The organism is Nitratireductor mangrovi (genome assembly GCF_007922615.2).
In the GTDB taxonomy this organism is placed as follows: domain Bacteria; phylum Pseudomonadota; class Alphaproteobacteria; order Rhizobiales; family Rhizobiaceae; genus Mangrovimarina; species Mangrovimarina mangrovi.
In genome coordinates this window covers 2,425,251-2,448,945 of record NZ_CP042301.2, presented here as the reverse complement: position 1 = coordinate 2,448,945, position 23,695 = coordinate 2,425,251, and the positions used below count along the sequence as shown (strand labels likewise).

26 protein-coding genes are annotated in these 23,695 nt (G+C 66.7%); 11 read left to right on the top strand and 15 right to left on the bottom strand.

What is annotated here, in order from left to right; translation table 11 throughout:
* Nucleotides 1-16: 16 nt before the first annotated feature.
* The 3 genes from FQ775_RS12040 to FQ775_RS12030 form a co-directional block, all read right to left on the bottom strand.
* Entirely contained in the window at nucleotides 17-388 is a 372-nt protein-coding gene (locus FQ775_RS12040) for a DUF2019 domain-containing protein (protein WP_167812936.1), read from the bottom strand.
* 2 nt (nucleotides 389-390) lie between these two features.
* Nucleotides 391-756: a DUF2019 domain-containing protein gene (locus FQ775_RS12035; RefSeq protein ID WP_167812934.1), complete on the bottom strand. Its 366-nt coding sequence runs from the start codon at nucleotides 754-756 to the stop codon at nucleotides 391-393.
* A 76-nt stretch (nucleotides 757-832) separates the two neighbouring features.
* Complete coding sequence (locus FQ775_RS12030; protein WP_489886387.1) at nucleotides 833-1,159, bottom strand: DUF7684 family protein; 327 nt, start codon at nucleotides 1,157-1,159, stop codon at nucleotides 833-835.
* Between the two features lie 74 nt (nucleotides 1,160-1,233).
* Between FQ775_RS12030 and FQ775_RS24115 the strand changes: the two genes are divergently transcribed.
* From FQ775_RS24115 to FQ775_RS12020, 3 genes are all read left to right on the top strand, one after another.
* Nucleotides 1,234-1,356, top strand: a complete 123-nt coding sequence (locus FQ775_RS24115) for a hypothetical protein (RefSeq protein ID WP_256378192.1) — start codon at nucleotides 1,234-1,236, stop codon at nucleotides 1,354-1,356.
* 163 nt (nucleotides 1,357-1,519) lie between these two features.
* The gene (leuA, locus tag FQ775_RS12025; RefSeq protein WP_167813172.1) at nucleotides 1,520-3,184 is read left to right on the top strand and encodes a 2-isopropylmalate synthase; all 1,665 of its coding nucleotides are present in this window, start codon (nucleotides 1,520-1,522) and stop codon (nucleotides 3,182-3,184) included.
* A 73-nt stretch (nucleotides 3,185-3,257) separates the two neighbouring features.
* Entirely contained in the window at nucleotides 3,258-4,016 is a 759-nt protein-coding gene (locus FQ775_RS12020; RefSeq protein ID WP_146300733.1) for an alpha/beta fold hydrolase, read from the top strand.
* Between the two features lie 27 nt (nucleotides 4,017-4,043).
* Here FQ775_RS12020 and FQ775_RS12015 read toward each other — a convergent pair whose 3' ends face one another.
* On the bottom strand, nucleotides 4,044-5,477 hold the full coding sequence (locus FQ775_RS12015) for an adenylate/guanylate cyclase domain-containing protein (protein WP_146300732.1): 1,434 nt from the start codon (nucleotides 5,475-5,477) through the stop codon (nucleotides 4,044-4,046).
* A gap of 183 nt (nucleotides 5,478-5,660) precedes the next feature.
* On the opposite strand from FQ775_RS12015, the gene FQ775_RS12010 reads away from it, so the two are divergent.
* The gene (locus tag FQ775_RS12010; RefSeq protein ID WP_146300731.1) at nucleotides 5,661-6,335 is read left to right on the top strand and encodes a hypothetical protein; all 675 of its coding nucleotides are present in this window, start codon (nucleotides 5,661-5,663) and stop codon (nucleotides 6,333-6,335) included.
* Here FQ775_RS12010 and FQ775_RS12005 read toward each other — a convergent pair.
* Nucleotides 6,317-7,240: a metallophosphoesterase family protein gene (locus FQ775_RS12005; protein ID WP_146300730.1), complete on the bottom strand. Its 924-nt coding sequence runs from the start codon at nucleotides 7,238-7,240 to the stop codon at nucleotides 6,317-6,319. The genes FQ775_RS12010 and FQ775_RS12005 overlap by 19 nt on opposite strands.
* A gap of 53 nt (nucleotides 7,241-7,293) precedes the next feature.
* Between FQ775_RS12005 and FQ775_RS12000 the strand changes: the two genes are divergently transcribed.
* Complete coding sequence (locus tag FQ775_RS12000) at nucleotides 7,294-7,782, top strand: NUDIX domain-containing protein (RefSeq protein ID WP_146300729.1); 489 nt, start codon at nucleotides 7,294-7,296, stop codon at nucleotides 7,780-7,782.
* A 17-nt stretch (nucleotides 7,783-7,799) separates the two neighbouring features.
* On the opposite strand, the gene FQ775_RS11995 is transcribed toward FQ775_RS12000, so the two are convergent.
* Nucleotides 7,800-8,789: a glutathione S-transferase family protein gene (locus FQ775_RS11995; RefSeq protein ID WP_146300728.1), complete on the bottom strand. Its 990-nt coding sequence runs from the start codon at nucleotides 8,787-8,789 to the stop codon at nucleotides 7,800-7,802.
* A gap of 279 nt (nucleotides 8,790-9,068) precedes the next feature.
* Here FQ775_RS11995 and FQ775_RS11990 point away from each other — a divergent pair, with 279 nt between their 5' ends.
* Nucleotides 9,069-9,581, top strand: coding sequence for a GNAT family N-acetyltransferase (locus FQ775_RS11990; protein ID WP_146300727.1), 513 nt, complete (start codon nucleotides 9,069-9,071; stop codon nucleotides 9,579-9,581).
* A 7-nt stretch (nucleotides 9,582-9,588) separates the two neighbouring features.
* Here FQ775_RS11990 and FQ775_RS11985 read toward each other — a convergent pair whose 3' ends face one another.
* The 4 genes from FQ775_RS11985 to FQ775_RS11970 are packed head-to-tail and all read right to left on the bottom strand — an operon-like array spanning nucleotide 9,589 to nucleotide 16,417.
* Entirely contained in the window at nucleotides 9,589-11,658 is a 2,070-nt protein-coding gene (locus FQ775_RS11985) for a hypothetical protein (RefSeq protein WP_146300726.1), read from the bottom strand.
* Nucleotides 11,659-11,667: 9 nt separating this feature from the next.
* A complete protein-coding gene (locus FQ775_RS11980) occupies nucleotides 11,668-14,493 on the bottom strand; it encodes a DUF4159 domain-containing protein (RefSeq protein WP_146300725.1) in 2,826 nt (941 codons plus the stop codon).
* Nucleotides 14,490-15,410 carry a DUF58 domain-containing protein gene (locus FQ775_RS11975; RefSeq protein ID WP_146300724.1) on the bottom strand — a complete coding sequence of 307 codons (921 nt, stop codon included), beginning with the start codon at nucleotides 15,408-15,410 and terminating at the stop codon, nucleotides 14,490-14,492. The genes FQ775_RS11980 and FQ775_RS11975 overlap by 4 nt, the downstream gene beginning before the upstream one ends.
* Nucleotides 15,410-16,417, bottom strand: a complete 1,008-nt coding sequence (locus FQ775_RS11970) for an AAA family ATPase (protein ID WP_146300723.1) — start codon at nucleotides 16,415-16,417, stop codon at nucleotides 15,410-15,412. The genes FQ775_RS11975 and FQ775_RS11970 overlap by 1 nt, the downstream gene beginning before the upstream one ends.
* Nucleotides 16,418-16,556: 139 nt before the next feature.
* Between FQ775_RS11970 and FQ775_RS11965 the strand changes: the two genes are divergently transcribed.
* Genes FQ775_RS11965 through FQ775_RS11955 form a run of 3 tightly spaced genes read left to right on the top strand, consistent with a single transcriptional unit; the run spans nucleotide 16,557 to nucleotide 19,089 of the window.
* Nucleotides 16,557-17,189, top strand: coding sequence for a DUF1285 domain-containing protein (locus FQ775_RS11965; RefSeq protein WP_146302031.1), 633 nt, complete (start codon nucleotides 16,557-16,559; stop codon nucleotides 17,187-17,189).
* Entirely contained in the window at nucleotides 17,189-17,818 is a 630-nt protein-coding gene (locus FQ775_RS11960; protein ID WP_146302030.1) for a CoA pyrophosphatase, read from the top strand. The genes FQ775_RS11965 and FQ775_RS11960 overlap by 1 nt, the downstream gene beginning before the upstream one ends.
* Nucleotides 17,815-19,089 carry a CCA tRNA nucleotidyltransferase gene (locus FQ775_RS11955; RefSeq protein WP_146300722.1) on the top strand — a complete coding sequence of 425 codons (1,275 nt, stop codon included), beginning with the start codon at nucleotides 17,815-17,817 and terminating at the stop codon, nucleotides 19,087-19,089. The genes FQ775_RS11960 and FQ775_RS11955 overlap by 4 nt, the downstream gene beginning before the upstream one ends.
* 109 nt (nucleotides 19,090-19,198) lie before the next feature.
* Here FQ775_RS11955 and FQ775_RS11950 read toward each other — a convergent pair whose 3' ends face one another.
* Both FQ775_RS11950 and hemF read right to left on the bottom strand, forming a co-directional pair.
* Nucleotides 19,199-19,384, bottom strand: coding sequence for a DUF1059 domain-containing protein (locus FQ775_RS11950; protein ID WP_146300721.1), 186 nt, complete (start codon nucleotides 19,382-19,384; stop codon nucleotides 19,199-19,201).
* 97 nt (nucleotides 19,385-19,481) lie between these two features.
* Nucleotides 19,482-20,393 (bottom strand): oxygen-dependent coproporphyrinogen oxidase, encoded by a 912-nt coding sequence (hemF, locus tag FQ775_RS11945; RefSeq protein WP_146300720.1) that lies wholly within the window; start codon nucleotides 20,391-20,393, stop codon nucleotides 19,482-19,484.
* A 160-nt stretch (nucleotides 20,394-20,553) separates the two neighbouring features.
* Here hemF and FQ775_RS11940 point away from each other — a divergent pair, with 160 nt between their 5' ends.
* Nucleotides 20,554-20,811, top strand: a complete 258-nt coding sequence (locus tag FQ775_RS11940; RefSeq protein ID WP_146300719.1) for a hypothetical protein — start codon at nucleotides 20,554-20,556, stop codon at nucleotides 20,809-20,811.
* Nucleotides 20,812-20,977: 166 nt separating this feature from the next.
* On the opposite strand, the gene FQ775_RS11935 is transcribed toward FQ775_RS11940, so the two are convergent.
* From FQ775_RS11935 to soxR, 3 genes are all read right to left on the bottom strand, one after another.
* A complete protein-coding gene (locus tag FQ775_RS11935; protein WP_167812931.1) occupies nucleotides 20,978-21,457 on the bottom strand; it encodes a tRNA (cytidine(34)-2'-O)-methyltransferase in 480 nt (159 codons plus the stop codon).
* A complete protein-coding gene (locus FQ775_RS11930) occupies nucleotides 21,439-22,311 on the bottom strand; it encodes an arylamine N-acetyltransferase family protein (protein ID WP_146300718.1) in 873 nt (290 codons plus the stop codon). Before FQ775_RS11930 ends, FQ775_RS11935 begins: the two co-directional genes overlap by 19 nt.
* Nucleotides 22,312-22,403: 92 nt before the next feature.
* On the bottom strand, nucleotides 22,404-22,850 hold the full coding sequence (soxR, locus tag FQ775_RS11925; protein WP_146300717.1) for a redox-sensitive transcriptional activator SoxR: 447 nt from the start codon (nucleotides 22,848-22,850) through the stop codon (nucleotides 22,404-22,406).
* A gap of 594 nt (nucleotides 22,851-23,444) precedes the next feature.
* Here soxR and FQ775_RS11920 point away from each other — a divergent pair.
* Nucleotides 23,445-23,693 carry a hypothetical protein gene (locus tag FQ775_RS11920; RefSeq protein ID WP_146300716.1) on the top strand — a complete coding sequence of 83 codons (249 nt, stop codon included), beginning with the start codon at nucleotides 23,445-23,447 and terminating at the stop codon, nucleotides 23,691-23,693.
* Nucleotides 23,694-23,695 lie beyond the last annotated feature (2 nt).

Sequence of the window (23,695 nt, the reverse complement as noted above, 5' to 3'; positions counted from 1 at the left end):
CTCGGTTTGCTCATCGCTATTCGGGGCGGAACACGCCCTGTTCGAGGTTCCAGAGTGACATGCCCGCCTCGAGTGCCTGCGGCTGGCGCCCCGATGCGCTCAGTTCCTCGAGGGTCTGACGGGCCGCGTCGGGGGCGATCGCCAGCGTGTGCTTGGCGGCCTTGATGCGGACCTGCGCATTCGGATGACCAAGAAGTGCGACAAGGGCCGTGCGCCCGTCCGGTTCGCGGTGCTTCAGTTCGTCGCTCACCGCGCGCATGGCGTCGAAAAGCCGGTTGAACCTGCCGGTGTCAAACTCTTCGAGCGCATCGGCTTGCGCGATGCCGATCTCGACGAAACGCTCGACCAGTTCTGCAGGGGTCATCGCGGCGAAGTTCGGTTTGGCCATGGCTATTCGGGGCGGAAATACCCTTTCTCCAGGTTCCACAGCGACATGCCGGCGTCGCCGGCCTGCGGGAAGCGTTGCGATTCCTGGATCGCCCTGAGTTGCGCGCGGGCTTCCTGCGGCGCAACGGCAAGCGTCGACTTAGCCGCGTTGAGGCGCACCTGCATGTTCGGGTGGTTGAAAAGCGTGAGCAGGACGCGGCGCTGGTCGCCGGGCCGGGCGCGCAACTCGTTCACGATCTCGTCCTCGCGGTCGTACAGGCGGTTGAACCTGCGGGTGTCGAATGCGTCGAGCGCATCGGCCTGGGCAACGCCGATCTCGATGAAACTTGAAATCAGCGTGTCGAGCGGCGTGTTGTTCAGCCTGGTCATGCCACCTCCGAGCGATCGGCACAGAGGCATGCTACCACAAGTCGATGAAAGCCGGCGATCGCACTTGCCGGGCGGACTAGATGCGCACCTCTTCGATCTCGCCACCGGATTCCGCATTGAACGCCGACGCGAAAACGAGCACGTCCTCGATGGTTTCGTCCGCGTGTGCGGAAGTGACGATGAAGCAATCTTCATCTCCGTCGCCGATGATCAGCCAATCGATCTTGTCCTCGACGGCATGGGCGTCCTTGCCGACGACGGCTATCAGCGACACACCGTCCGCCAAGCAGTCTTCCACGAAGGCCGGCAGGCGGGACGGGTCGGTCAGTGGTGTATGGAGGATAATCTTGGCAGCGTAGGTCATGGCGTAGGTTGAGGCTGGAGTTTGCGGCGCTTGGCGCAGAGCATACTGCCAACCGGTGACGTCTGAAAATCCGCCGCTTGCCTTGCCATCACGGCGCCGCTATACGTCTCGGCATGTCTTCCGCCCGCATCGAGACCGGTTATGCCGCGCGCGCCTTTTCCGCGCAGGCGACGGTGCGCGCGCTTTCCTCGACCCTCCTGCTTCTCGGCCTTATCGGCGATCGCCGGGTCCGCTGAAGGAGCGCCCGGCGGTCGATATGCCTGACCGGGCCTGCTGCTCCTCGCACAAACAGCACGACGAAACCGAGATTTGCGCCACGCGACGGGACCGCCCTTCGCCGGCGGCGCGGGAGACGAGACGATGAACGAACAATCCCCCATCAGACAAGCGCCGGTCGGCATGCCGGACGCGGCGCGCAAATACCAGCCCTATCCGGCTGTCGGCCTCGCCGATCGCACATGGCCGGCCAAACGCATCGAGAAGGCGCCGATCTGGTGTTCGGTCGATCTGCGCGACGGCAACCAGGCGCTGATCGACCCCATGGGCCACGAGCGCAAGGCGCGCATGTTCCGCCTGCTGCTCGACATGGGCTTCAAGGAGATCGAGATCGGCTTTCCGTCGGCCTCGCAGACCGATTTCGACTTCGCCCGCTGGGCGATCGAGGAGGGCGGGGTGCCGGCCGACGTCAGCCTGCAGGTGCTGGTGCAGTGCCGGCCGGAGCTGATCGCGCGCACCTTCGAATCGCTCGAGGGCTCGGTGAACCCGATCGTGCATTTTTATAATTCCACCAGCGAGTTGCAGCGCCGGGTCGTGTTCGAGAAGGACGTCGCCGGCATCCGCGGCATCGCCACCGACGCGGCCAAGATGATCACCGACATGGCGGCCAAGGCCGGCGGCGGCTACCGCTTCCAGTATTCGCCGGAAAGCTTCACCGGCACCGAGCTCGAAGTGGCGCTGGAAATCTGCAACGCGGTGACCGAGATCGTCGACCCGACGCCCGACCATCCGCTGATCATCAACCTGCCGGCGACCGTCGAGATGTCGACGCCCAACATCTATGCCGACCAGATCGAGTGGATGTGCCGCCAGCTCGACCGCCGCGACAGCCTGATCGTGTCCCTGCACCCGCACAACGACCGCGGCACCGGCATCGCCGCGACCGAGCTCGGCTTGATGGCGGGCGCCGACCGCGTCGAGGGCACGCTGTTCGGCAATGGCGAGCGCACCGGCAATGTCGACATCGTGACGCTGGCGCTCAACATGTACACCCAGGGCGTCGACCCGCTGCTCGACTGCACCGACATCACGCGCATGAAGGACGTGTTCGAATATTCGAACCAGATGAAGATCCCCGAGCGCCATCCCTATGTCGGCGAACTGGTCTACACGGCCTTTTCCGGCTCGCACCAGGACGCCATCAACAAGGGCATGAAGGCGATCAAGAAGGCCAACAAGGAGCTCTGGGAGGTTCCCTACCTGCCGATCGACCCGGCCGATGTCGGCCGCACCTACGAGGCGATCATCCGCATCAACTCGCAGTCGGGCAAGGGTGGCATCGCCTATGTTCTGCAGGCCGATTATGGCATCAACCTGCCGCGCAACCTGCAGGTCGAGTTCTCCAAGGTGGTGCAGCAGATCACCGACGCCGAGGGCAAGGAACTGCCGTCGAAACGCATCCATGACAGCTTCATGGAGGTCTATGTCGAGCAGCCCGGCGCGCGGCTCAAATATGTCGACCACCACACCTATCCCGACACCGCGGCCAAGGGACGCCGCGTCGTCGAGGCGGTGATCACCGACGGCGGCCGGGAAGTGACCATCCAGGGCACCGGCACCGGGCCGATCGACGGGTTCGTCGACGCGCTGTCGCGCCATATCGGCGTGCAGCTCTCCGTCCTCGACTATTCGGAACATTCGCTGCAGCGCGGCTCCAATGCCGCGGCGATCAGCTATGTCGAGGTCGAATATCCGGATGGCCGGCTGTTCGGCGTTGGCGTCAACACCAACATCGTCGCTGCCTCTCTCGAGGCCGTGGTCTCGGCCGCCAACCGCATCCTCGGATAACCGGCCGGCCGCCTCTCCCGCAGCGGGCGGGGCGGCCCCGACCTGACGCGTCGAAAACCAAAAGGAGCCCGGCTTGAACGACAGGCTTTTCGCGTTCGAGGCGGGTTCCGGCCCGCAAACAATCGTCTTTCTGCACGGTTTCGCCGGTGGCCATTTCGTCTGGAAGGCCGTCCAGGGTGCCCTTTCCGGCACGTTCCGCACCATCGCCTACGATCTGCCCGGTCACGGCGGTTCCCTCGACTTTCCGGACGCCGGTCCGCCCAAGGTGGCGGCGCGGGCGGTGCTGGCCGACCTCGAAGCGCGCGGCATCGAAAGGGCGCATGTCGTCGGCCACTCCATGGGCGGCGCAGTCGCGACGCTGATGGCGCTGTTCGCGCCCGAAAGGGTCGCCTCGCTGACGTTGCTGGCGCCGGGCGGCTATGGCGAGACCATCAACGCCGCGCATCTGCGCTCCTACGCCGCGGCGCGAACCCGTGAGGATGTCGCCACGGGCCTTGCCGAAATGTACGCGCCCGGTGTCGCGATCGCGCCGGAAACCATCGACGATTATGCCAACATGGTGTCGCAGGCCGGTCAGGCCGAAAGGCTCTCCGCCTTCGCCGCCGATCTGTTCCGGGGCGACCGCCAGGGCGTCATCCCCGCAGCATCGCTCGAGGCCCTTCGCATGCCGGTCACGGTGTTCTGGGGCGAGATGGACGCCATCCTGCCGTTCGAACACACGGCCAATCTGCCGCCAAACTTCGCGCTCGAGGCGCTGCCCGGGGCGGGCCACATGCTGCCGGACGAACGCTCCGCCGAAATCGTCGAGTTCCTGCGCCGTCGGCCTGGCTGACGCCGTTGCGGTCCGGTTCGCAGCCGCTCAGGCTCTGAGCGGCCGGCGCGGTGGCCGGCTGTCGGTGGGCACCAGACGTTCCTTGCTCGCCCAGATGGCGACGTCCTGGCGGCGGCCTTCGAGATGGTTGGCGCCGAGCGCGTCGAAACCCCGCAGGAGGCCGTCGGTGGCCTCGGGATAGCGCGCGACGACGTCGGCGACGACAGCGTCGCTGATCACCGCCATGCGCCCGAGGGCGCGGGTCGATTCCTCGAGCCGGCTCGCCGCGTTGACCGTGTCGCCGACGACGGCCAGTTCCAGCCGGCGTTCGGTGCCGATATTGCCCACGACCACCGGGCCGTAATGCAGCCCTACCGCCACCTGAACCGGTTCCTCGTCGCGTGCCAGGCGCCGCGCATTGAGGCCGGCGATATCGTCGATGATCGCCTTCACGCAGGAGACCGCGTTGAGCGAATCCTGCGGCAGCGGCTCCGGCGTGCCGAAGGTGGCCATGATGCCGTCGCCGATGAACTTGTCGAGCGTGCCGCCGTGGCGGAACACCGCCTCTTCGAGCAGGCCGTGGACCTCGCGCAAGAGGCTGATCGTCTCGGCCGGCGTATGGCGCTCCGACCAGCGCGTGAACCCGACAAGGTCGGCGAAAAGCACCGCGGCCTTGAGTTCGCGGATCTGGGTCAAGGGTACGTCGTTGCGGGCGAGCTGGTCGACGGTCGCCTGCGGAAAGTAGCGCGCAAGGTTCAGCCGCTGGCGTTCCAGCGCGGCATAGCGCCATACCAGCCGGCGCGAGCGCGACACGCCGGCCGCGAGGATCACGGCGACGATGGCGAAGACGACGACGTTCTGAAGGACGACGGAAAGGTCGACGAGTTCCGGGTCGGCGATCAGCGCGATGCGCGAAGTGATGTCCATGGCGCCGCCGCCGATCGGCGAATAGATCACGCTGCCGGGCAGGGTCGCGAGCCAGGCGATGCCGACTAGCCAGCAGACGATGCCGACGAAGCCCCCCCAAAGCACCAGCTTGGGCTGGTCCGAGAAGGCGAGGCTGGAAATCAGCACGAAAAAATAGATCGAGGTCTGGAAGCGGAGCGCGAATTGCGGCGGATACTCGACCGGCGACAGCGGGTTGGGATGAATGAGCATGAAGGTCATCAGCGCGAAATCGAGCGTGACGAACACATACATGTGCCAGGATTTGAGGCGTCCGATGCGGTCCATCAGCACCGGAACGAAGCCGGTCAGGATGAAGAAGACGACCAGTGCCTGATAATAGAGGAAATCGGGGTAGGGGGCGACGATCGCCACCAGGAAGAAGATCACGGTCAGCGCGGCGACGCGGCCCTGCATCTGCAGCCGGCGCCCTTCACGCTCGTGGTTGTCGAAGGTTTCGTTGAGAAGCGCCGGAAAGTTCGGCCTGCGGCCGACCCTGCTCCTGAGAGCGGAGCCGACCCTTTCAGCAACAGCCATCGATCTCGTTCCGGCGCGGTTGATACCGACGCACAGATAGTAAGCGTTGCCGGTGCTGCAAAGGCGTTAGTGGCGCGCGTGCCGCCATCTGCTGTCGTTTTGTCCCGGCGATATTCTTTTTGGCCCTGCCGGACAGTGTGTTAATGGGTAGTTAACCATGATCGGGTCCGGCAGGAGGTCGGCATGAACGAGACCAGGAACGGCGCTTCCGCCGAAAGCAAGGGCAGGCTGGCGGAGGCGATCCGCGAGGCAAAGACCGCAGCGGCCGACCGCGAGGACGTGGTCGTCGAGCTGCGCGAGGCGGCGCGGATGCGGCTGGAACTTCTGGCGCAGGAACTCGAACCCGTCTTCGCAGACGTACCTGCCGACGATCTGCTGTTCGATTTCGCGATATCTTCAGGCACGCAGCCGCGGCTGTGGATCGACGCCGTCTCCCATGTCGCGATGGGCCGCGACCGCCGCACCTTCCGTTTCGTGCGCGACACCCGCCTGGGGCGAACGGTGCTGGCCGAATCGACCGATATGCGCCCGGTCGCCGACCAGGTGACGCGCTACATCGCCGAGCGCATGATCGAGCGCCAGCGCTGGCTCGACGGTCCGGTCACGTCGCTGCGCGGGCGAACTGATGGTGAAACCGACGAGGCAGAGGCGGTCCGGCAGAGCGATGCTCCCGCCATGCCATCGCGGGCGGTTTCCGCCGAGGAGGCGCAGGAAGCCGCCGGCCCGGACGGAGACGGCCGGGGGCTCAAAGGTTTCCTGTCGGGAATGGGCCTCGTGCTTGGCGGCGCCGCACTTGTGTTCGCCGTCGCCGCGGCCATCTACTGGGATCGTCTGGCCGCCTATGTCGCGGCCAATTGAGGCCTGACGCGAAGGTCCACCGTCTCGATATCCTTGACTGAAAGGGCCGCGCCGCTGACGCCGCGCCGCGTCAGCGTGACCGACCAGTCCTTTCCGGCCTGTGCGATCTCGAAAAGATTGTATTGCGCCGGCGGCTTGTGGCCGCCCGCGCCCTGGCCGGCGGCGGTCACGCCGACGACAGGCACCTTGTCCCTGGTGCCGTCGATCCAGTGCAGCGTCGGCAGGTGCGTGTGGCCGTGGAGCACGAGTTCGGCGCCGTGGCGGCGAACCGTCTCCTGGAACAGGCCGATCCCGTAAAGCCGCTTGTGCGCGGTGGTGGCTCCGCGCACCGGCGGGTGGTGGATCATGATCACCCGGAAGAGCCCGCCCTCGCCGGCGATATCGAGCAGCTTGCCGAGGCGCCTGGCCTGCTTCTCGCCGAAATGTCCCAGCGCCATGAACGGTCCGGTCGCGCGCGCCGAGGAGACGCCGACGAGTGCGATGTCCTCGCGAACACGGAGATAGGGGTAGCCATATTCGCTGGAGCCGACATGGGTCACCTCGCCCTTCATCCAGGGCCGCCAGGCGCGGCAGCTCTTGGCCAGCGCGCCGGGCACATAGGCGTCATGGTTGCCCGGCACCACGGAAACGGTTTCCGGCGTTCCGAGGCTGACCAGCCACTCGCGTGCCACTTCGATCTCGGCATCGAGCGCCAGGTTCACGAGGTCGCCGGTAACGGCAATGTGGTCGATGTCGGCGGCGGCCATCCCGGCCAGCAAGGCATCGGTGACGCCGTTCTGGATGTGATGGCGACGGTTGCGGCGCCAGTTGACATATCCGGTGATGCGCTTGGACGCGAGCTCGCGATAGGTTAGCGAGGGCAGGGGACCGAGATGGATGTCTGAGATATGGGCCAGTCGGAACATCAACCCTTTCTAGGGCAGGGACTTCGCATGATCCAGCCCGCGGCCGCGTTCGCATGAGCCAGGCGCCGTCCCGGCCCGCCCTGTGGACGCGGCTGCGCAACCGCTTGTTCCATCTCTATTTCCTGCTCTCGCGGCCAATGACGCTGGGCGCCCGCGGGGTGATCTACCGGACCACGGACGACGCGGTTTTCCTGGTGCGGCACACCTACGTTCCGGGCTGGCAACTGCCCGGCGGCGGGCTGGAGGTTGGCGAGACGATGGAGGACGCGCTCACGCGCGAACTCGCCGAGGAGGCCGGGGTCGAACTGACCGCGCCGCCTGTCCTGAGGTCGATCCATTTCAACCGCCGCGCCAGCCGCCGCGACCATGTCGCGCTGTTCCTGATCACCGACTTCGTGCAGGCGGCGCCCAAGCAGCCGGACCGCGAGATCGCCGAAGCCGGCTTTTTCCCGCTTGCGGCTTTGCCCGACGGCACCACGCCGGCGACCAGGGCGCGGCTCGACGAGCTCTTCGCGGGAAAGCCTGTCTCGCCCTATTGGTGACGGTGCATCGAGCGGCGTCAGGCGGCGGCCCTGAACCGGTCGCGGTCGTGGGGCCGCGTGTAGTCGATCTCCGGGCCGACGGGCACGATGCGGGTCGGGTTCACGCTTTCGTGGCTGCCGTAATAATGCTGCTTGATGTGGAACATGTTCACCGTCTCCGCGATGCCGGGCACCTGGTAGAGTTCGCGCAGATAGTTGGACAGGTTCTGATAGTCGGCGATGCGGCGCAGATTGCACTTGAAATGGCCGACATAGACCGGGTCGAAGCGCGCCAGCGTCGTGAACAGGCGCCAGTCGGCCTCCGTCAGGCGGTCGCCGACGAGGTAGCGTGACCGGGCCAGCTGCGCCTCGACCTCGCCCAGCGCCTCGAAAAGCGCGGCGAACGCTTCCTCATAGGCTTCCTGCGAGCGCGCGAAGCCGCATTTATAGACACCATTGTTGACCGCCTCGTAGATGCGGTCGTTCCAGCGGTCGATGTCGGAGCGCAACTCGGCGGGGTAGAAATCACGCGATGCGTCGCCCCATTCGTCGAAGGCGCTGTTGAACATGCGGATGATCTCGGAGGATTCATTGGAGACGATGGTCTCCTGCTTCTTGTCCCACAGCACCGGCACCGTCACGCGGCCCGAATAGTGCGGGTCGGCCCGGGTATAGATCTGGTGCAGGAAATCGCTGCCGTAGAGCGGGTCGCCGGTCGCGCCGTCGCGTTCGACGAAGGTCCAGCCGTCGTCGCCCATGAAATAGTCCACGACCGAGACGGAGATCGCGTCCTCGAGCTTCTTCAGCACCCGGAAGATCAGCGTGCGGTGGGCCCAGGGGCAGGCATAGGAGACGTAGAGGTGGTAGCGGCCGGGTTCGGCCTTGAAACCGCGCTCGCGGCCGGGCGCCGGGCTGCCATCCGCCGTGACCCAGTCGCGGAACTGCGACTGCGAGCGCACGAAGCGGCCGTCGCGAATGCGGCCGTCCTCCCATTTCTGATGCCACTTTCCCTCGACGAGCAGACCCATGCGAATAACTCCTGTTCGGCCCAAATCTAGGGGCTCGCGGGGAAATGCCAAATGCGCCGGGCCGTAAACAATTCGTCACCCGGCCAAAGGACCGCCGCATTGCGGCGCCACTTTCGCGTGGACGCGCCCGGGATTTGGTGCTAGCGAACGTTCCCCGGAGGAACCCGCTCGTGACGCATTTCCGTATCCAGCGACGACGACCAACGCGACGCGCCTGAGGCGCGCTCCCTCGCGCCGCATCCGCGCGGCCTGGTCCTTGCCTTGCGATACGGAAAAAAGATGCTCGACATCGCCTATCTGGCCGAAACGGCCGCTCACGACGACGCCATTGAGGATATCAACCAGGAAGCCTTCGGGCCGGGCCGTCACACGCGCGCTGCCTACAAGATCCGCGAGGGCGGGCCGCACGAGCGCGCACTGTCTTTCGTCGCGCTGCATGACGATCAGGTGATCGCCACGGTGCGGCTGACCCGGGTGGCCGTCGGCAAGGGCCGCTCGCTGCTGCTCGGCCCGCTGGCGGTGAAGCCGGCCTTCAAGGATATGGGGATCGGCCGCAAGCTGGTGCGCATGGCCGTCGAGGCGGCGCACGAGGCGGCGGCAGGCTCGGTCATCCTGGTCGGCGACGAGCCCTATTACGGCCCGCTCGGCTTCCGCAAGATTCCGCCCGGACAGGTGACGATGCCGCGGCCGGTCGATCCGCACCGGCTGCTGATCCATGAGATCGCGCCGGGCGCTCTAGAGTTGCTGCAGGGCGCGATGGTTCACGCCGATCTGGCGCGTCAGCCGGCCTGAAGCCCGCTCAGCGGCCCTCGCGGTACCACATCGCAGAGAAGGCCAGGAGCAAAAGCGCCAGGCCGAAGAAACCCGCGAAGAGCGGCACCCGGTTGACCGATTTCAGGATCGAGTCGCTGGTCGTGCGCAGCCCGATCCAGTCGCGGCCGGAGGCGTCGCCGCTGGAGCGCACGGGCACGATGCCGGGCAGCGCCAGACGCCCGGCGAAGCCGGCAAGCCTGCGCACGCTGCCGCCGGTCTCCTCGGCAAGCGGCGCCAGCACCTCCTCCGTCGACACCGTCTCGGCGAATTCGGGCGCGTTGACCGGGCCGACATGGGCGAGCGTGGCGAGGTCGCCATTGGCGATCTGGTAGAGCCCGATCTCGTCGACGGTGGCGGTGCCGGTGAAGATGCCGGGCGTCGCGGCAACGAGCGGCACGTCGAGGGTCGCGCCCGACGGCGTGATGACGCGGGCCGGTCCGGCCTCGTCGCTCATCGTCTGGCGGCGCACCTCCAGCGTCATGCCGCGGCCATGCGCGGTCAGCCGCTCCTCCTCCAGTTCCGGCTCCTTCATCAGCCAGTGCGCGATGCGCCGGTAGAGCGCGACATGCGGGCCGCCGCCCTCGAAGCCGCGCGCCCACAGCCAGCCATGGTCCGACAGGAACATGCCGACGCGGCCCTCGCCATTGCGGTTGAGCAGCAGCAGCGGCTCCTCGCGCGGCCCCTTCATGACGACGTGGCCGGCGGGGCGGTCGATGCCGATCAGGCGGAACCAGCGGCTCCAGTTCGGCGGCTCCTGGCCGGAACCCTCGAGCCCGCGGGTGACCGGGTGACGCGCTCCGGTCTCGGTCAGGCGTGGATAATACGCCTCCTCGATGACGTTGCCGGTCGGCAGCGCCGGCAGCGCCGACATCAGCGGCGTGCGCGAGATCGACTGGTTGCCGGCATATTCGGGGCCGGCGGCGACCAGCAGCGCGCCGCCCTGTTCCACATATTCGGCGATGTAGTCGTAATAGAGGATCGGCAGCACGTCGCGATGCTGGTAGCGGTCGAAGATGATCAGGTCGAAGTCGTTGATCTTCTCGACAAACAGCTCGCGGGTCGGGAAGGCGATCAGAGACAGGTCGTTGATCGGCGTGCCGTCCTGTTTCTCCGGCGGCCTGAGAATGGTGAAATGCACGAGGTCGACGGCGGCGTCCGACTTCAACAAATTGCGCCAGGTGCGTTCGCCGGCATGCGGCTCGCCCGAAACCAGGAGCACGCGCAGGTTCTCGCGGATGCCGTCGACGATGGCGATGGCGCGGTTGTTGGTGTCGGTGATCTCGTCCTCGGCACGCTCGATCGCCAGTTCGACGATGTTTCGCCCGGCGCCGGGCACGGTGATCTGCAGCGGCATGTCCTCGCCGAAGATGGCGCGGTCGACGGCGACCTGCTGGCCGTTGACGGAGATGCGCACGTCGACCGGCTCACCGTCCTCGCCGCTGCCGGTGACGCGGTAGGTCATCTCCAGCGGCTTGTCGACGATGCCGAAGCGCGGCGCGTTGACGAAGCGGATGCGGCGGTCGCGCTCGTCCTCGTCGCCGGTGATCAGCGCGTGCAGCGGCCCGGGCATGCCTTCCGCCGTCGCCGGCAGGTCATGCACCTGGCCATCGGTGACCATGATGGCGCCGGCGATGCGCGACGGCGGCACGTCGCGGAAAACGCTTTCCAGTGCCGCGAAAAGCCGCGTCTCGGTGCGGTCGTCGGTCTCGCTCGCGCGGCCCGCCTCGACCACGCGCACGTCGAACTGCCTGAAGCGGCCGAGCCGCGCCTTCAGTTCCTCGATGGCGCGGTCGGTGGTGTCGGTGCGTTCGCCGATATCCTGGCTCTGGCTGCGGTCGGCGACCACGGCGACGACGCTCTGCAGCGGCTCGCGTTCCTCGTCGAGCAGCACCGGGTTGATCAGCGCCAGCGCCAGGGCGGCAAACGCGGCCGCGCGCAGCAGCGCACCGCGCTGGCGCATGAAAAGCGACGCCAGCGCCAGCACGGCCATCGGCGCGATCAGCAGCGCCAGCACCGGCCAGGACAGAAGCGGTTCGAAGGCGATCGACCAGTTCACGATACGCTCCTACTGGCCCAGCCGTTCGAGAAGGATCGGCACATGCACCTGATCGGATTTGTAGTTGCCGGTCAGCATGTACATCATGATGTTGACGCCGGTGCGCATGGCGTAGACGCGCTGCATCGGGTCGGCCGGCACGGTCGGCAGCAACGGGTCGCCATTGGCGTCGATGGCCCAGGCGCCGGCGAAATCGTTGGCGGTGATCATGATCGGGCTGACGCCGTCGCCGGTCCTGACCGGCCGGTCCTCGTCGCTGCGTGCATTGAGCGAGGCTTCGACCCAGAGCGGGCTGCCGCTGAAGCGGCCGGGGAAGCTGCGAAGGATATAGAACGACTTGGTCAGAACGTGGTCTTCGGGCACCGGCTCCAGCGGCGGCACGTTGAGGTCGGCCAGGATGTCGCGCAGCCGGCGGGTCGCCGCGCTGGCCGAGCCTGAGAGTTCGAGGCTGGTCGAATACTGGTCGCGCGTGTCGAACAGAACCGTGCCGCCCTGGCGCATGTAGCTGTCGATACGGGCGACGGCGTCTTCGGACGGCATCGGAGCGGCCGGATCGATCGGCCAGTAGATCAGCGGATAGAACGCCAGTTCGTCATTGGCGATGTCGACGCCGGCCGGCTCGCCGGGTTCGAGCGCCGTCTTGTCGATCAGGAAGCGCGTCAGGCCGGCGATGCCGGCGCGGCTGACCGCGTCGATCGAGGAATCGCCGGTGAGCACATAGGCGATCCGGGTCGTGGCGATTGCCGCGATCGCCTCGGCGTCGCCGGGCTTGGCGTCCTGCGCGAACACGGTTGAAGGGGCGAGCACGAGGCCCGCACCGGTCAGCCCGGCCACCAGCAACAGACCCGCGGCTGCGGCGCGGCGCGCGGCGCGCGGACGGCGCGTGAACAGGCCGCCCATCCAGAACACGGCCAGCGTGTCGAGCACCATCAGCGCCAGCGCCGCGGCAATCAGGATACCGCGCAGGTCACGCGACTGGTCGAGCGCATATTCGCCGACGGTCACCGGTACCGAGGTCGCGGGCCTTTCGATGGGGGTCAGCGTCGCGTCGGCGGCCAGCAGATTGTGCGCCACAAGGCCCTCCTCGGTGCCATAGAGGCCGGGCGGGTTCTCCACCGTCACCCTGCGTTCGCCGGCCAGCGCCAGCGGTCGTGCATCCGGCGTTGGCGGCACCAGCACGCCATCGGCCGACACCAGCCGGAACGGCGCCAGCGTCTGTCCGCCGCCATTGGCGCCGGCTTCGATGGCGCCCTGGTTGCGCGAAAGCTGCACGATGCGGCGCAGCATTTCCACGAAGCTGCCCGAGATCGGCAGGTTGGACCAGGTGGCCTCCGGCGTCACATGGAAAAGCACGATCGTGCCGTCACCTTGCTTGGCGCCGGTGACCAGCGGCGTGCCGTCGGCGAGGTTGGCCCAGGTGTGCTCGAAAAGGTTCGGCGTCGGTTCGGCCAGCACCTGCCGGTTGACCTTGACCTCGCGCGGCGGCGTCAGGTCGGCGAAGGGCCCGGAAGGCGGAAACTCGGCGACCGGCTGCGGCTCGGTCCAGGTCAGCGAGCCGCCGAGTGCGCGCTCGCCGAGCCTCAGCCTGACCGGCAGCAGGTCCTCGTCATTGTCGGCCGCGGCCAGCCGCGAACCGGCGAAACGCACCAGCGTGCCGCCGCCATTCAGCCAATCGATCAGCTGCCGCCGGGCAGTGTCGGGCAACGTGCCGATGTCGGCCATGACGATCATGGCCGGCTTGCGCTCGATCAGCGCCGGGATCGCCTCGCTCAGGTCGGAGGTTTCCGGCTCGACCAGATCGGCGAACGGTTCGAGCGCCCGCTCGATGTAATAGAGCGGCGACAGCAGCGGCTGCGCCTGGTCGCCTTCGGCCTGCGACAGGAGGCCGACGCGGCGCCGCTTCGAATTTTCGTCGAGCAGCCGCACCGCCGCGGCCTGGTTCTCGCCGTCGACGCGGATCGTGGAAAAGTCGTTGCGCAGTTCGAAGGGCACCTGAATCTCGGCCACTGCAGTCGTCTCGCCGGGACCGAAGGTGAAGGCGGTGTCGGCGATGCGGCGGCCGCGATCGTCGAAGGCGCCGGCGGTGACCTGGCGCGGCGCGGGGTCGCCCGCGGGCCTCTCGGCCGTCACCGTGAAGACGTCGGGCCGGTTTTCGGTCGCGGTCAGGCCGAGCATGGCCAGCCGCTCGGGCTCGATCCAGAGCAGATTGGCCGCGCCATCGCCGAGAAGCGTGGCGAAGGCGGCTTCGTCGCCGGCGGTCGCCAGTCCGTCATTCAACACGGCCACCGTTGCGCCGGGCAGGGTCTCGAGCGCTGCGGCGACGCGGCCGTAGATCGACGCCCGGTCGACCGGTACCGGACGGGGCCCGGCCGCGTGCAGCCGGTCACGGGCCTGTTCGGCGTCGAAGGGGCCGATCTCGGCGTTGGGTTTTTCCGCAGTCATGGCCAGGATTACCGGTGCGCCGCTTTCGGCGGCATCGGCGATCAGCCGCTCGGCGGTCGCCACTCTCAGGTCCCAGTCGGTCGCCGAGGCCCAGCCATTGTCGATGACCAGCGCCAGCGCTTCGCCGCCGGTCTCCAGCTTCTCGCGCGGGCGGAAGACCGGCTCGGCAAGCGCCAGGATGATCAGCGCCGCCATCACCAGCCGCAGCAACGTCAGCCACCACGGGCTCTTGTAGGGCGTTTCCTCCTTCTTGAGCACCCGAGCAAGGATGCGCAGCGGCGGAAAAATCTCCGATTGCGGCTTCGGCGGCGTCAGCCGCAGCAGCCACCAGATGACGGGCAGGGCAAGAAGGCCGAGCAGGACGAGCGGTTGTGCGAAGGCGAGAAAGCTCATGGCCGGACCCCCGCAGCATAGCTGGTGCCCGCGCCCAGCGCCATATGTACGCGCACCAGCGCCTCGGAGGCGAGGCGGTCGGTGTGATTGACCGTGTAGCTCCAGGACAGCCGCTTGCACCAGGCGCCGAGCGCCTCGCGGCGCGCCAGATAGAGCTGGCGGTAGTCTTCGCCCAGCGTCTCGGCACGGCCGGCGGTGAGCTTTTCGCCGGTTTCGGGATCACGGAACTCGGTGCGCCCGGCATAGGGGAAGTTCTCTTCGGCCGGGTCGGCGACCTCGATCAGGTGGGCGCGCACGCCGTGGCGGGCGAGCGGGTCGAGCCATTCCATGGTTTCCTCGACCGGGTCGAGGAAGTCGCTGGCGATGACGATATCTGAGAAGCGGCGAATGGTCGAAAGGTCCGGCCGCTGCGGGAACTCGGCGGTGTGGCTGAGGATCGCGGCCAGCCTTTCGGCGCCGTTGCGGGCCACGAAGGGATCGGACAGGCCGGGCCAGGCGATGCGCTCGCCGCTGCGCGACAAAAGTTCGGCCAGCGCCAGGGTCAGCACCATGGCGCGCGACTCCTTGGAGACGGTGGCGTTGACCGACTTGTAGAGCATCGATGGCGAGGGATCGGCCCAAAGCCATACTGTGTGCGCGGCCTCCCATTCGCGGTCGCGCACATAGGTGTGCTGGTCGTCGCGAGCCGAGCGGCGCCAGTCGATGCGGGCGATCGCCTCGCCCTCGACATAGGGCCGGAACTGCCAGAAATTCTCGCCGATGCCGCGCTTGCGGCGGCCGTGCCAGCCGGAAATGACAGTGTTGACGATGCGGCGGGCGTCGATCAGCAGGTCGGGGACGAGGGATGCGCGGAGCCGACCGCGCGCAAGGGCGTCACTGGTTGCGACCGGGACGGCCGCTTCGCCGATTTGCGCCATCAACCGCCCGCTTTCACCAGCCTCGCGATCACGTCGCGTACGTTCATGCCTTCGGCGCGCGCCGCAAAGGTCAGCGCCATGCGATGCTGAAGCACCGGCTCGGCGAGCGCGTGGACGTCATCGACAGATGGCGCCAGCCGGCCGTCGAACAGCGCCCGGGCGCGCGCGCACAAGGTCAGCGCCTGGCTTGCGCGCGGGCCGGGACCCCAGGCGACATGCTTGTCGGTGTCGGCGTTGCCCATTCCGGGACGCGCCGAGCGGACCAGGTCGAGGATCGCCTCGACCACGCTTTCGGGAACCGGCATACGGCGGATCAGCGCCTGGATCTCGCGGAGCCTTTCGCCTGTCAGCACGTTGACGGCCTTTGCTTCCTCGACCCCGGTGGTCTCGAGCAGGATGCGGCGCTCGGCCTCGATCTCGGGATAGAGGATGTCGACCTGCATCAGGAAGCGGTCGAGCTGCGCCTCGGGCAAGGGATAGGTCCCTTCCTGTTCGAGCGGGTTCTGTGTCGCCAGAACGTGGAACGGGGCCGGCAGGTCATGGCGCGCGCCAGCCACGGTGACGTGGTACTCCTGCATCGACTGCAGCAGCGCCGACTGGGTGCGCGGGCTGGCGCGGTTGATCTCGTCCGCCATCAGCAGCTGCGCGAAGACCGGACCGGGAATGAAGCGGAAATAGCGCTTCCCGTTCTCGTCCTGCTCCATGACCTCGGAGCCAAGGATGTCGGAAGGCATCAGGTCGGGGGTGAACTGGATGCGCCGCGAATCAAGGCCGAGAACGATGCCAAGGGTCTCGACCAGCTTGGTCTTGGCCAGTCCCGGAACGCCGACCAGCAGCGCATGGCCGCCGGCGAGGATCGCCACCATGGTGCGCTCGACTACGGTTTCCTGGCCGAAGATCACCCTACCGACGGAGTCGCGGACCCTGGAGAGGTCGGCGAGCGCGCTTTCGGCCGCCGCGATGATCTCCTTCTCCGTGGCTGCCTTCTCCTTCGCGCTCACGCCCATGCCGAGTTTTCCCCTGTTGACCGGAACCCGTTGCCGAGAACACATGATCCGCTGATTCGTGGCATTCCGATATATCGAGCCTGAACTTAAAACAGCCAAAGTGGCTGACAAGCGGAACGACAGTGACTATTTCGTGACCATGTCCGAGCAAAACAGCCATACATCCAAAGGCTTGAACGAGGCTGGTGATGCGGCTGGTCTTGCGGCATTGATTTCGCGCGCTGCGCGGGCCGGCAAGGGATTGCCGCCGGTGGAGCGCTGGAACCCTGAATTCTGCGGCGAACTCGACATGGAAATCAGGGCCGACGGCACCTGGTTCTACATGGGAACGCCGATCGGCCGCATGCCGCTGGTGCAGCTTTTCTCCACCGTGCTGCGCAAGGACGCTGACGGCATCACCTATCTCGTCACCCCGGTGGAGCGGGTGGCGATCCGCGTCGAGGACGCGCCTTTCGTGGCCGTCGAGGTCGACGTTTCGGGTTCAGGCGACGACCAGGTGATGACGTTTCGCACCAATGTCGGCGATGTGGTCGAGGCCGGGCCGGAACATCCGCTGCGCTTTGTCGACGAGGACGAGACCGGCGGGCTCAAGCCCTACATCCTGGTGCGCGGCCGGCTGGAGGCGCTGGTCGCGCGCCCGGTCATGTACGAACTGGTCGAGCATGGCGAGGAACTTGAGATCGACGGCCGGACGATGTTTGCCGTGCGCTCGCGGGGCGAAATCTTCCCGATCATGCCCGCCGCGGAACTGAAGAAGCTGAGCGGGCAGTGATGGAGGCGATCGAGGCGCTGCCGTTCTCGGCCGAGGACTTCCGCCGCCGTGCGTTGCGCGAACAGGCGCCGCATACCGTCGAACTCGGCGATCACGTGCTCAACCCGTCGCTCAAGGACCTGATCCTCGGCAACCGCCTGCGCGACGCGGCGGTGCTGATTCCTGTCGTCGACAGGGGCGACGAGGCGACGCTGCTTCTGACCAAGCGTACCGACACATTGAAAAACCATTCCGGCCAGATCGCCTTTCCCGGCGGGCGGATCGACCCCGATGACGGCACCGCCGAGATCGCCGCGATCCGCGAGGCGCAGGAAGAAATCGGGCTCGACCCCGGCTTCGTCGCCATTGCCGGCCGCATGCCCGACTACGTCACCGGCAGCGGCTACCGCATCGCGCCGGTGCTGGCGACGGTGCGGCCGGGCTTTTCGATCACCATCAACCCGGCCGAGGTGGACGATGCCTTCGAGGTGCCGCTGCGTTTCCTGATGGACCCGGCCAACCACCGCCGCGAAAGCCGAGTGTGGAACGAGCGCGAGCGCTTCTTCTATACGATGCCGCATGGGGAAAGGTATATCTGGGGCATCACCGCCGGCATCATCCGCACCGTCTATGAAAGGCTCTACGCGTGAGCAGGGTCTCGATCGCGGACAGCGCCGAATGGCTCGGCGCGGCCGAACTGCAGCGGCTTCTGGCCGTGCTTTCGGAGCGTGGCGAGGAAGCGCGGGTCGCCGGCGGGGCGGTGCGCAACACGCTCCTCGGCGAGGCGGCCGGCGACATCGACATCGCCACCACCTGCCTGCCCGACGAGACGATCGCCCGCGCGGGAAGGGCCGGTTTCAAGACGGTTCCGACCGGCTACGAACATGGCACCATCACCGTGGTCGCAGGCGGAAAGGCCTATGAGGTCACGAGCTTGCGCGCCGATATCGAAACGGATGGCCGGCGCGCCAAGGTGCGTTTCGGCCGCGACTGGCAGGCCGACGCGGCGCGGCGCGACTTCACCATCAACGCGCTTTACGCCACTGCCGAAGGCGAGGTCATCGACCTCGTCGGCGGGCTGGCCGACATCGAGACGCGGACCGTGCGTTTCATCGGCGATGCCGAAGAGCGCATCCGTGAGGACTATCTGCGCATCCTGCGCTTCTTCCGCTTCTTCGCCCGTTACGGCTCCGGCCGTCCCGACGCCGAGGGGCTGAAGGCCTGCGCGCGGCTGAAGCAGGGGCTCGACGGGCTCTCCGCCGAGCGGGTCTGGGCGGAACTGAAGAAGCTGCTTGCGGCGACCGACCCGTCGCGGGCGCTTTTGTGGATGCGGCAGGCGAGTGTTCTTTCCCGCATTCTGCCGGAAAGCGAGAAATGGGGCATCGACGGCATTCACGGCCTGATCGAGGCCGAGCGTGATCTCGGCTGGGCGCCGGACCCGCTGTTGCGGCTGGCATCGATCATCCCGCCCGATCCGGTGAGGATCGCGCCGATGGCGCAGCGGCTGAAACTGGCCAACGCCGAGCGTGACCGGCTGGCCGCCTGGGCGGCGACGCCGGCGGTCGCGCCGACGACGACCGAGACCGAACTGGCGAAACTCGCCTACCGCGCCGGACGCGAAGGGTTCGAGGACCGACTGCGGCTGGCGCTCGCCTCTGCGAGAGCGCGTGCCGCGGGCGATGACAAGGCGATGGTCGAGGCCGGCGGCTTCTACCGGCTGAAAAAGTTCCTCGACGGCTGGACGGCGCCGAAATTTCCGCTCGGCGGAACCGACCTTGTCGAACTCGGCATTCCGGCCGGACCAAAGATGGGCAATGCGCTGCGCGACCTGGAGGAGATGTGGATCGATTCCGGCTTCCGGCTGGAGCGGTCAGAGCTCATCGACGAGGCGGAACGCATGAAACGGGAATTGCTCGGCTAGCTGCCCGACTTTTCCGTGACTTCTGCCCGGGTTTCACGAATTTCGGCGCAAACCCTGCAAAAAAGCCCCGGAAACACCGGGGCTTTTGAGCGCGTTTTCGCTGGCAATGTCAGGCGGCGTCGCGCGCCTTCTGGATGCGCGAGCGGATGGCGTCGACCATCGTTTCGCGGATGACGTCCTCGCCATGGTCGACGCGCATGTGCTCGACCGCGCGGCGCATCACCTCGGCTTCGTCTTCGTGCCGGGTGTGCCAGTCACAGCCGGGAACGAGCGATCCGCAATGGAATTCCTTCATCGTCTTCCTCCTGTTTCCGTTCTGCTGGCGGGTTTCAACAAGGATAACACGAAATGCGGCGTTTCGTTGCCGGATTGGCGATCACGATTTCAACTGGTTACGGCCATTTCACCATTGGCGGCATCGATGACAGGATCGAATCGACATTGCCGCCGGTCTTGAGCCCGAAGGTGGTGCCGCGGTCGTAAAGCAGGTTGAACTCGACATAACGGCCACGGCGGATGAGTTGCTCGTCGCGGTCGGCATCGCTCCAGGCGTCGTTGAAATTGCGCCGCACCAGTTCTGGATAGATCGCGGCAAAGCTTTCGCCGACATCCCTGGTGAAAGCGAAGTCTGCCTGCCAGCCGCCCTTTTCGGGCGCCGAATGCAGCCAGTCGTAGAAGATGCCGCCGATGCCGCGCGCCTCGTTGCGGTGGGTGAGAAAGAAATATTCGTCGCACCAGGCCTTGTATTTCGCATGGTCGGCGATGGCATGCCGGGCGCAGGCGGCCTGCATGGCGGCGTGGAAATCGACCGTGTCGGGATCGTCCTGGCGGCGGCGGCGGTCGAGCACCGGGGTCAGGTCGGCGCCGCCCCCGAACCACTGCCGGGCGGTGACGACCATGCGGGTGTTCATATGCACGGCCGGCACGTTGGGATTCCACGGATGGGCGATCAGCGAGATGCCGGAGGCCCAGAAGCGCGGGTCTTCCTCGCTGCCGGGGATCTGCCTGCGGAACTCGGGCGAGAACTCGCCATAAACGGTCGAGGTGTGCACGCCGGCCTTTTCGAAGACGCGGCCATGGATCATCGACATGACCCCGCCGCCGCCAAGGCCTTCATCGCGCTGCCACGGCCTTTTTTCGAAGCGCCCGGCCGGCTGGTCGGACAGCGGCCCGTCGAGTTCGTCCTCCAGCGCCTCGAATTCGGCACAGATGCGGTCGCGCAGCTGCTCGAACCAGGTCTTTGCCTCGGCCTTCCTGTCCTCGATGTCGGCCGGCATGTCGGCCGGAATTTCCGGGCGCTGCATCACAATCCCTTCCGCCGCCGGCGCAGTTGCCGGCACCCGGCGCAATAGCGCCGATCGGGCGGTTCGGGCAAGCGCGGCGGCGCTTCGTCGACGCCGGCACAAATGACTCGCCAGCCATGCGATTCGTTAATAGGCTTGCCGGGACCTTGGGAGAGGCTTTGTGCGAACACCGCCGAGACCGCCCCTTGAGGGGTTGAAAAAGAGGCTCGACAGGCACCGTTCGGAGGGGGAGCGGCTGCCGCGTGACGGCTTCCTGCGCGAGACCTATATCCTGCCGCGCGACGATGCCCGGGCCAAGGCGCGCGAATGGTTCGACCGCTGGCCGAAGCAGGCCTACTGGACCGCGATCGAAAGCTGGTGCGAGCGCCCCGAGGACGTCATCGAATTCACCATGCGGCGGCTGCCGACGGCGGATTGATGGCGCGGCAGATATGGTTTCTGTTCGATCAGGCGGTCGCTTGGCGCCGACCGCCCGATGTTAGGCGATTGCGGTCTCACGACAGCGGACTATCCTTGGCCTCGATCGCGGTGACGTCCGATCGGCATCACGCCGTTGGCAATCGCCAACTCGCCTCCAACTCCTGCTAGCGCGCTCCCACCTGCCGCATCGCTTCGCCGGCGGCCATTGCCGCGGCCACCGCGAGGTTGAGGCTGCGGCCGCCACCCGGCATCGGGATCGTCAGGCGTTCGTCGGCGGCCGCGTGCACATGGTCGGGAGCGCCGGCCGATTCGCGGCCGAAGAGCAGGATATCGCCGCGGCGATAGTCGAAGCCGGCATAGGGCAGGGCGGCGCGCGTCGAGAAGAGCAACAGGCGGCGATTTTCGTCCACGCGCCAGGCGTTGAACATTTCCCAGTTGGCATGGCGGGTCAGCGCCGCCATCTCCAGATAATCCATGCCGGCGCGTTTCAGCGTCCGGTCGGAAAGGTCGAAGCCGGCCGGTTCGACGATATGGACCTGAACGCCGAGGCAGGCCGCGAGCCGCAGGATGGCGCCCGTATTGCCCGGAATGTCCGGCTGGTAGAGCGCGATGTCGAAGGGGCCGGTCACGCAGGGGGGCCGCACGCGACGACCTTCTTTTCGAGCAGCATGCGCACGAACGCGCGTCGGTCGGGAATGGCGATCTTGAAATCGCGCTCCAGAATTGAGGCCAGTTCGTCGGGGTCGTTGAGCTCGCGCCGTTGCGTGCGGCCGCCCTTCTCATGGATTGCGAATGAATTTCCGCGAAGGGCGTAGCGGCGACCGGGCACAGCGCGGGCGGCGATGAGGCTGGTGACGAAATGCGAGGCCGGGTTGGTCGACAGGAAATAGCTCGAGACCTGATAGTCGACGTCGAACTGCGGTGCGAGGTCGAAGCGGTAGAGCGTGCGCCATTGGCCATCGACTTCGGCCTGCAAGCGAAAATGATCGCCGGTCTCCAGGATGCGGAAGCTTTCGTGCGGCGTCTCCTGCACGATGCCGGGCGCCAGCAGCAGCGGCGTCGTCAGCGTCAGCCCGCCGAAGCCGACATCGGCAATCAGGATGCGACCGTCGAGGTCGATGCGCAGCAATTGGTGTCCGCGCGGGGTCACCGCGTCTTCCGCTTGGCCCCAGAGCACGCGTGCCGCAAGTCCGCCGACAGTGAAGCCGAGCGCTCGCAGCGCGCGCATGAAGACGAGGTTGTGCTCGAAGCAATAGCCGCCGCGGCCGCGGCCGATCAGCTTGTCGAGGACGCGAGCCGGTTCGAGGTCGACGGCCTTGCCCATGAAGGGATCGAGGTTTTCGAACGGGATTGCCTGCGGGTGGGCCTCGTGAAGCGCGGCGAGCACCGCGAATGTCGGCTCGCGCGGCCCGTGATAGCCGATGCGGCGGAAGTAGGCGTCGAGATCGAGGGGTTCGGACGCCGCATCGCCGCGTGGCAAGGTGGCTGCATCTGACATGGGAACAGGCCTTTGCTGGTCGTCTTTCCGGTCACGTAAGGGGGTTGTGTACAGCTTCAAGGATGGTTGAAGTCAAGCGGGGGCGCGTCCGTTCAATCCGGACGGTCGCCTATCCAGTAGCGCGGGCCGGCGCCGCGCCGGGCGGCGGTGTCGGCAGGGTTGACCAGCTTGCATTTTCCCATCGACAGGCAGCCGCAGCCGATGCATTCGGTCAGTCCGGCCTTCAGGCGCTCCAGTTCGGCGATGCGGGCATCGATCCTTGCGGACCATTTGCCGGAAAGCTTCTGCCAGTCCGTTTTGGTCGGTGTCCGCCCGTCGGGCAGCCGGGCGAGTTCGGTGCCGATTTCTTCCAGGGTCAGCCCCACCTTCTGGGCGAAGACGATGAAGGCGATGCGCCGCAGCACGGAGCGGGGAAAACGCCGGTGGCCGACGCCGGCGCGTTCGGAGCGGATCAGGCCGCGCTCCTCGTAAAACCTGAGTGCTGACGCTGCGACGCCGGAACGCTTGGCGATGGCGCCGATGGTGAGGGTCGTTTCCATGAGAGAGAAAAAAGCACAAGCCGCCCTTGATCTCAAGTTAAGTTGAACTTCTATCTTCGTGTCATCGAGGCCGGCAGCCTGGTCGCACAGGGACCGGCGGTTGGCGAGATGTTGGCCGAAAAGGCGCAAGGAGCGGAGCAATGGTGCCATTTTTGCAAAACATGTTGAGACGCGGGAGGACAGCGCTCGCAAGGGTTACGCAGGAGCCGTGGCGCTGCGATCCGCTGGCGCACCCGGTGCTCGACCGTATGACGCCTGCGGAGCTGGGCGATCTGCCGCTGGGCGAGGTCTGCTACGATTGCAGTACCGACCGTTGAGCGGGCGAGGGTTGCCGATTGACAACACCTGGCCGGTTTGTGCCCGCGGGTTGCAAATGCGGGTTGGCCCCGAGGGAAGGCGGGTCTATAAGCGCCCGGTCCGAAACCGAAGCCAGAAGGAGGCAGCCATGACAATCATGATGTTCGCATCATCCCTCTGCCTCTCCGGCAGACCCCGTTCCTGACGGCGGCATTCGGTTCGACGCTTTTCTACTGACAGGCATTTCCGTTTCGAATCCCGCCGGGCTTTTAGACCCGACACCCGAGGATTCGAACCGTGTCACATCCGTTCCGCCCCTTTGCCGCCGCGCGGCCGCGCCCTGAAGACCCCTCGGCGTCGCTGGCGCCCGGCATCATCGTCGCGCTGGTGCTGGCTGCGATCGCGGTCCTGACCGCCAGTCTCGGCCCGCGCATGCGAAGCGCCGACACCGCCCTGGAAACGCGGCTCGCCGCGCCCGCTCATGACACCTGTTGGCAGCACACGCCGCAAGCGCGCTCCTGTCAGCCCGATTTGCTTCTATATTGATC

Coding starts and splice junctions, on each gene's coding strand:
- FQ775_RS11930 (WP_146300718.1), bottom strand. CDS start 22,311: ATGTCAGATGCAGCCACCTTGCCACGCGGCGATGCGGCGTCCGAACCC.
- FQ775_RS12005 (WP_146300730.1), bottom strand. CDS start 7,240: ATGTTCCGACTGGCCCATATCTCAGACATCCATCTCGGTCCCCTGCCC.
- hemF (WP_146300720.1), bottom strand. CDS start 20,393: ATGCAGCGCCCGGAAATTCCGGCCGACATGCCGGCCGACATCGAGGAC.
- FQ775_RS24115 (WP_256378192.1), top strand. CDS start 1,234: ATGTCTTCCGCCCGCATCGAGACCGGTTATGCCGCGCGCGCCTTTTCC.
- FQ775_RS11960 (WP_146302030.1), top strand. CDS start 17,189: ATGGAGGCGATCGAGGCGCTGCCGTTCTCGGCCGAGGACTTCCGCCGC.
- FQ775_RS12040 (WP_167812936.1), bottom strand. CDS start 388: ATGGCCAAACCGAACTTCGCCGCGATGACCCCTGCAGAACTGGTCGAG.
- FQ775_RS11990 (WP_146300727.1), top strand. CDS start 9,069: ATGCTCGACATCGCCTATCTGGCCGAAACGGCCGCTCACGACGACGCC.
- FQ775_RS11980 (WP_146300725.1), bottom strand. CDS start 14,493: ATGAGCTTTCTCGCCTTCGCACAACCGCTCGTCCTGCTCGGCCTTCTT.
- FQ775_RS12010 (WP_146300731.1), top strand. CDS start 5,661: ATGAACGAGACCAGGAACGGCGCTTCCGCCGAAAGCAAGGGCAGGCTG.
- FQ775_RS12015 (WP_146300732.1), bottom strand. CDS start 5,477: ATGGCTGTTGCTGAAAGGGTCGGCTCCGCTCTCAGGAGCAGGGTCGGC.
- FQ775_RS12000 (WP_146300729.1), top strand. CDS start 7,294: ATGAGCCAGGCGCCGTCCCGGCCCGCCCTGTGGACGCGGCTGCGCAAC.
- FQ775_RS11970 (WP_146300723.1), bottom strand. CDS start 16,417: ATGGGCGTGAGCGCGAAGGAGAAGGCAGCCACGGAGAAGGAGATCATC.
- leuA (WP_167813172.1), top strand. CDS start 1,520: ATGCCGGACGCGGCGCGCAAATACCAGCCCTATCCGGCTGTCGGCCTC.
- soxR (WP_146300717.1), bottom strand. CDS start 22,850: ATGGAAACGACCCTCACCATCGGCGCCATCGCCAAGCGTTCCGGCGTC.
- FQ775_RS11975 (WP_146300724.1), bottom strand. CDS start 15,410: ATGGCGCAAATCGGCGAAGCGGCCGTCCCGGTCGCAACCAGTGACGCC.
- FQ775_RS11995 (WP_146300728.1), bottom strand. CDS start 8,789: ATGGGTCTGCTCGTCGAGGGAAAGTGGCATCAGAAATGGGAGGACGGC.
- FQ775_RS11950 (WP_146300721.1), bottom strand. CDS start 19,384: ATGAAGGAATTCCATTGCGGATCGCTCGTTCCCGGCTGTGACTGGCAC.
- FQ775_RS11965 (WP_146302031.1), top strand. CDS start 16,557: ATGTCCGAGCAAAACAGCCATACATCCAAAGGCTTGAACGAGGCTGGT.
- FQ775_RS12035 (WP_167812934.1), bottom strand. CDS start 756: ATGACCAGGCTGAACAACACGCCGCTCGACACGCTGATTTCAAGTTTC.